The sequence below is a fragment of the Alteromonas genovensis genome (genome assembly GCF_010500895.1).
GTDB classification, from domain to species: Bacteria; Pseudomonadota; Gammaproteobacteria; order Enterobacterales; family Alteromonadaceae; genus Alteromonas; species Alteromonas genovensis.
Map to the genome: position 1 here is coordinate 1 of NZ_JAAAWO010000021.1, position 4,662 is coordinate 4,662.

Consider the following 4,662-nt stretch of genomic DNA (forward strand, 5'->3'; position numbering starts at 1 on the left):
TAAATTGAGCCAGTCTTGCACTTCTCTTCGTTGGTGTCGCTGCATGGGTATTCTCCTTAGCAAAAAAAGAACACCATGCCGTAGCTAATTTATGAATTGAATGTGGGGATTACCGGACGGACACCGTTAATCTGCTGCTGACGACAAAACTCTACCGCAGTGAGTCCGCTTTGCTTTTGCTGCTCGAATAAGTTGAGCCAGTCTTGCACTTCTCTTCGTTGATATTGAGGCATGGTCATTCTCCTTAGTAAAGAGAACACCATGCCGTAGCTAATTTATGAATTGAATGCGGGGATTACCGGACGGACACCTTTAAAGACAATTATAGGAGAGCAGAAAAAAAAGACTGATGGCGAAATTTTTGATAGCTCTTTAAAGCTGACAGGCATTGTGGATAACTGTCGGCTTATTTGTAAAACGTAAAGAGGGACTATAAGAGCCTAAATAACTCTTTAGACAATTTTGCAGAATTAAATTCTGATTCGACTTTTTTTCTCGCATTTTCTTTAATAAAGTGAATTTTATCTGATGCTGCTGCTTCTTGCACTGCGTCTGCAATGCTTTTGGCGTCCCTTTCAGGAATAAGAAACCCAGAATGCCCATTTGTTATAAGTTCTGGTATACCGCTGTGAAAAGTACTTATTACAGTTAATCCACTAGCCATTGCCTCCATTAAAGCGACTGGAACACCCTCCATATCTCCTGCGCTATCTACCACGGAAGGTAATAGAAATATATCCGAAGTATCCAGTGTATCTCTAACAAAGCTAGGAGATTGTGGACCGCAGAAAGTTACTTTATCGCTAACGCCTAACTTATCCGCAAGGTTCTTTAAGTATGGCTCTAGTTCACCACCTCCTATAAGCGTCAAATGGAAACGCTCGTCTAAATTGATCAACGCTTCTATAGCATATTGCAATCCCTTTTTTTCAGTTGCTCGAGCAACGCTGACTATTTTAACTTTTGGACTTATAGCTGTATTTTTAAATTTAAAGGTGTTCACGTTTACACCCATTCGGAGAACTTTGATTGCATCACCGTTCGCGCCCCAGCTTTCTAGCCTGTCTCTCCAAAAATAGCTAATTGGGAGGAGTCTACTTGCCTGAGATAATTTGACGTATTCTGCTTTCCAAAACAAAACATTTTCATATTCACTTATTTCATAGCCGTGAAATACTGTATTAAGATTACCCTTTAATATCCCTGAAGATATAAATTTCTGAGCCACCACTCCATTGTTGCCAAAGTGTGCGATTATGCTATCGGCTTTGAATGTTTTATGGCGATTAACCCACGCTGTGATCGCTACTTCATATGCTAGTACTGCTTTGCCATTTACCTTCGCATATTTTACAAATTCAGAAACTGGCTTCATCGGCTTATATTTACACTTAACAAAAAAGTCAAAAAAGCGTAAGAAAAGCAATTTAAAAGGCCTTTTTACCTTGCGAGAATTTGGGGGGGCAATAAATTCAGTGCGCTCTAATAGCTTGTGTTTCTCTAAAGATTTTAAACTAACATCTTGATGTTCTCTATAGAAGGATAAAATTTTTACATCAACGCCCTGATCGATAAGTCCGTTGATTTGTTCTATCACAAAAGTTTGTGATAGAACCGGAAACCTTTTAACGAAAAATATTACTTTTTTCAATTTAAACTCCTAAATTCTGGGCAAGCTAGTATCTTACTATTCTTCCTGCTGTAGACACTTTTTTATTGTTCAACTAATAGTTATCTTTTAAAAAGTTATTTAACGTGGTCTTTAACTAGAGCTGCTTTGTCAAGTAATGTCTATGATTAGCTCTACGGACACAAATAGCCACTAATCGCAGACATATTAAAAAGTAAAACTAAAACTATGCTATGAGGTATTTTTTTATACTACTGTTAAATGTTAAATTACGATTCTATCTATTGCTTTTCGACCTAACCATTGTTTTTATTTTTTTCTCAGCAAGCTTTATATTATAGATTGCCTCATTTTTTTTTATTCTAAACATTGATGACTCAACGTCTAATGAAGAAATATTTTCAGAATAACCGAACCTTTCAAAGTCTTGTTCATATAATTCAAGAACCATTTGTATCGCAGTAGATGACCAACGAACACTCTTTTTATCACCTACTTTCTTAGGCTTAACTTGAACATTTCCTTGTATGCCTATACGGTCGGCAACGGAACTTAAGACGTTTTCAATACCGTCTTCAAATTTAAAAACTTCGACATCATTACTGACATAGTAAGATTGAGGACGTAAATGGTTGTCCAATAGTTCAGGTTTTTTTTGGTATTTTTTCAGATTATGTACTGTCCATGCAGGAAAAAGTGACTCTGCATTCCCACCAAGTTGAATACTACCTAATTTTATTCTGTAAAAAAATTCGCTAACGATTCTATCGAACGGGTTTCGAACTACTGCAAACTTATACTCAAACGGTCTTTTAAGTTCTTTAGTTAGCTCAGTTAACGTTTGATAGCCCAAGTGCTGAGGGGTGACAAGCATGTCATCAAGCTTTTTTTGAGAAAAAAGTAATTGCTGGAATCTTCCTGACTCGTTTAGCCACGACTCTATTGTTGTTCCAGCTGTTTTTGGAATATGTAAAAAGGTTACAGCTTGCTCGTTGTTTAAATATAAAGGCATAACTAAAACCTATATCCTATACAATTTATTGTGGAGATAACATTTGCTTTGAAATGTTACTGAAGATTATTTGGAAATACTTTTCAATAATTGTAATGCAAAAAAAAGGCCCTTTTTAGTAAAAGGGCCTTTTTAGTACAACTGAGGATTATAAAACTACTTTCTCTTTCGAAAGATTAGGATTGCGAGAGATGTCATTAGAATCGCTAGGCTGCCCGGCGCAGGTACGCTCAATAAAGATGAGTTCGTTGCCGTGCCTGTCAGCACTAGGTTATCGAATCCAGCATTGTTGCCACCGCCATTACCAAAGGCTGTAAGACGGAAAACGTAGTCTGTTCCTCCGTGCAATACTAAGTTGCTCATGTCAAATTCGATTGCTTTTACAGGCGTAAAACCAGATTTATTATTATCGCCATTGAATACGTCTACAGCGCTAGAAAAAAAAGAGCTAGCGCCTTCGAAGATATCTAAAGATAAACTGAAGTCTCGTTGGACGTTTTGAAGTTGTCCTCGATTGTTATAAATAGACGCATCAAGTGAAAAAGAGTCTAGTTTGATATTATCAACGAAAGAACTTGTAGAAAGCAGTATATCAACAAACCAAGTTCCTTCGTTGTGAATGTTATAGTCAACCGCAAAAACATTATCGAAGTTGTCGAAAAGCTGTATAGATGTGAGACTTGTCGTTTGAGGGGTTAGTGTGTTTGTTACTGATACTCCACTCTCCGTCCAAGAAACGTTAGTTGGGTCACCCGAGGTGCCAGTAAAGTCAGATGCTAAGATGATAGCCGCATTTGCAGGTAGGGCGGATGAAAGTGCAACAACTGCAAGTGTTGTTTGGATTAATTTTTTTAACACGTGTACTCCAAAATTTTTTTTAAAATTTTAACGCTAATCAAAATATGCACGATTTATGCCGATTTAATTATTTTCATGTATATCAATTATTTAAGTTGATTTTTGAATATAAAAAACTCATTTTGTAAAATAAACTGACACTGCACTGATGCTTATTTATCTTTTTGAATTTCAACCTCCGAGTTTTTGTATTTTTCATGCATAATTTCTTTACAAAGTTCAATAAACATAGCGTCTTCGTAGTACCAGTCTTTTAGAGCGGTTATTCCACGTTCATCTATTGATTTATCGATATTTGGCGGGTTTCTGTGGGCGTCTATATCGTTTGTAGGTAAAGCTACATCATCTGATATACCAAGCAATTTGATAATATTTCTAAAGTCGTCATGCAGCGACTCTTGAAACCCTACATACAAAATATCATTAACTCGTGATTTAAAATATTCCAAGCTACCAAACCAATAGTGATATCTCATAAGGTGTTGAACATAAAACATACCTTTGATTGCTTTTTCATCTTTATTTTGAAGAGATAAAGCCATTTCGTTTGGAGTAGAGAACTTGTCAAAAACAGTCTTTTCTTCCGCGCTCCATTCTGAATGGTATCGAGGTTGTCCTTTTCGTTTACGACTGTAAAAACCACTAATAAACCTTGAAATAGGCTCTCTTAGAAAAAAAATTATAGACTCACCCGCTGGGATATCCCTCACAGTTGTGTCGTGACTGTGGAGTATAATCTCAAATCTATCAGTTTCTGGGAAATCTTTTAAAACCGATTTAACAGCGCTGCCACCGGTTTTGCCGATATGAAGAAAATGAACTTTGTGTTTGCTGGGTTTAAAAAATTTTTTGATCATACATATCATTCCATTGAAAAACTACGATGAGGCCATTACTAGAACTGGCCTCGCTCTTCAACCGTAAGGCGCTGTGAGTGCCAGACTTTTGAACTAGCATTTGGTACTTTGCAAAAATGATACCAAGGGTTTGGTTTTGTTTAACAATGTTTAAAAAGAGCTATAGTGCTTGATGTATTGTATCCGTCCGGCAATCTCACCTAGCGCTTAGCAAATTGCCATGGTAGTAGTTGCTCGATATCGGCGTCGGGCCGACTGAGTTCATCAAGGCAGGTCATCACATACTCGAATACCTTGAGGTCGTT

The 4,662-nt window shown here is 37.0% G+C and carries 5 protein-coding genes; all 5 read right to left on the minus strand.

What is annotated here, in order from left to right:
* Positions 1 to 89: 89 nt before the first annotated feature.
* Positions 90 to 233: an IS66 family insertion sequence element accessory protein TnpA gene (gene tnpA / locus GTQ48_RS17260; RefSeq protein WP_239060180.1), complete on the minus strand. Its 144-nt coding sequence runs from the start codon at positions 231 to 233 to the stop codon at positions 90 to 92.
* Positions 234 to 430: 197 nt separating this feature from the next.
* Complete coding sequence (locus tag GTQ48_RS17265) at positions 431 to 1,651, minus strand: glycosyltransferase (RefSeq protein ID WP_163107782.1); 1,221 nt, start codon at positions 1,649 to 1,651, stop codon at positions 431 to 433.
* 256 nt (positions 1,652 to 1,907) lie between these two features.
* Entirely contained in the window at positions 1,908 to 2,642 is a 735-nt protein-coding gene (locus GTQ48_RS17270; protein WP_163107783.1) for a sulfotransferase family 2 domain-containing protein, read from the minus strand.
* A gap of 156 nt (positions 2,643 to 2,798) precedes the next feature.
* Entirely contained in the window at positions 2,799 to 3,500 is a 702-nt protein-coding gene (locus GTQ48_RS17275) for a PEP-CTERM sorting domain-containing protein (RefSeq protein WP_163107784.1), read from the minus strand.
* A gap of 152 nt (positions 3,501 to 3,652) precedes the next feature.
* Positions 3,653 to 4,357: a sulfotransferase family 2 domain-containing protein gene (locus GTQ48_RS17280; RefSeq protein WP_163107785.1), complete on the minus strand. Its 705-nt coding sequence runs from the start codon at positions 4,355 to 4,357 to the stop codon at positions 3,653 to 3,655.
* Between the last annotated feature and the right edge of the window lie 305 nt (positions 4,358 to 4,662).

Coding starts and splice junctions, on each gene's coding strand:
- tnpA (WP_239060180.1), bottom strand. CDS start 233: ATGCCTCAATATCAACGAAGAGAAGTGCAAGACTGGCTCAACTTATTC.
- GTQ48_RS17270 (WP_163107783.1), bottom strand. CDS start 2,642: ATGCCTTTATATTTAAACAACGAGCAAGCTGTAACCTTTTTACATATT.
- GTQ48_RS17280 (WP_163107785.1), bottom strand. CDS start 4,357: ATGATCAAAAAATTTTTTAAACCCAGCAAACACAAAGTTCATTTTCTT.